The sequence below is a fragment of the Rummeliibacillus sp. BSL5 genome (assembly GCF_052928305.1).
On record NZ_JAVGCV010000016.1, the window covers coordinates 1 to 1,624 of the forward strand.

A 1,624-nucleotide genomic window follows, 5' to 3' on the forward strand; every position below is an offset into this window, starting at 1 on the left:
TAAAGATGATGCGCTAGTGAAATTTTGAGCAATCAAACACTTTTATGGAGAGTTTGATCCTGGCTCAGGACGAACGCTGGCGGCGTGCCTAATACATGCAAGTCGAGCGAATGACGAGGAGCTTGCTCCTCTGATTTAGCGGCGGACGGGTGAGTAACACGTGGGCAACCTGCCCTGCAGACTGGGATAACTTCGGGAAACCGGAGCTAATACCGGATAATCCATTTTACTTCATGGTGAAATGTTGAAAGGCGCTTTCGCGCCACTGCAGGATGGGCCCGCGGTGCATTAGCTAGTTGGTGGGGTAACGGCCTACCAAGGCGACGATGCATAGCCGACCTGAGAGGGTGATCGGCCACATTGGGACTGAGACACGGCCCAAACTCCTACGGGAGGCAGCAGTAGGGAATCTTCCACAATGGACGAAAGTCTGATGGAGCAACGCCGCGTGAGTGATGAAGGTTTTCGGATCGTAAAACTCTGTTGTAAGGGAAGAACAAGTACGTTAGGAAATGAACGTACCTTGACGGTACCTTATTAGAAAGCCACGGCTAACTACGTGCCAGCAGCCGCGGTAATACGTAGGTGGCAAGCGTTGTCCGGATTTATTGGGCGTAAAGCGCGCGCAGGTGGTTTCTTAAGTCTGATGTGAAATCTCGCGGCTCAACCGCGAGCGGTCATTGGAAACTGGGGAACTTGAGTGCAGAAGAGGATAGTGGAATTCCAAGTGTAGCGGTGAAATGCGTAGAGATTTGGAGGAACACCAGTGGCGAAGGCGACTGTCTGGTCTGTAACTGACACTGAGGCGCGAAAGCGTGGGGAGCAAACAGGATTAGATACCCTGGTAGTCCACGCCGTAAACGATGAGTGCTAAGTGTTAGGGGGTTTCCGCCCCTTAGTGCTGCAGCTAACGCATTAAGCACTCCGCCTGGGGAGTACGACCGCAAGGTTGAAACTCAAAGGAATTGACGGGGGCCCGCACAAGCGGTGGAGCATGTGGTTTAATTCGAAGCAACGCGAAGAACCTTACCAGGTCTTGACATCCCAGTGACCACTCTAGAGATAGAGTTTTCCCTTCGGGGACATTGGTGACAGGTGGTGCATGGTTGTCGTCAGCTCGTGTCGTGAGATGTTGGGTTAAGTCCCGCAACGAGCGCAACCCTTGATCTTAGTTGCCATCATTTAGTTGGGCACTCTAAGGTGACTGCCGGTGACAAACCGGAGGAAGGTGGGGATGACGTCAAATCATCATGCCCCTTATGACCTGGGCTACACACGTGCTACAATGGACGGTACAAAGAGTCGCAAACTCGCGAGAGCAAGCTAATCTCATAAAACCGTTCTCAGTTCGGATTGTAGGCTGCAACTCGCCTACATGAAGCCGGAATCGCTAGTAATCGCGGATCAGCATGCCGCGGTGAATACGTTCCCGGGCCTTGTACACACCGCCCGTCACACCACGAGAGTTTGTAACACCCGAAGTCGGTGAGGTAACCTTTTGGGGCCAGCCGCCGAAGGTGGGATAGATGATTGGGGTGAAGTCGTAACAAGGTAGCCGTATCGGAAGGTGCGGCTGGATCACCTCCTTTCTAAGGAATTTAACGGAATACAGACTTCGTCTGTA

General features: G+C 52.6%; 1 rRNA gene. It reads left to right on the plus strand.

Annotation, left to right across the window (positions count from 1 at the left end):
• Window positions 1-41 precede the first annotated feature (41 nt).
• Window positions 42-1,589 (plus strand): 16S ribosomal RNA (locus RCJ93_RS16480).
• Window positions 1,590-1,624 lie beyond the last annotated feature (35 nt).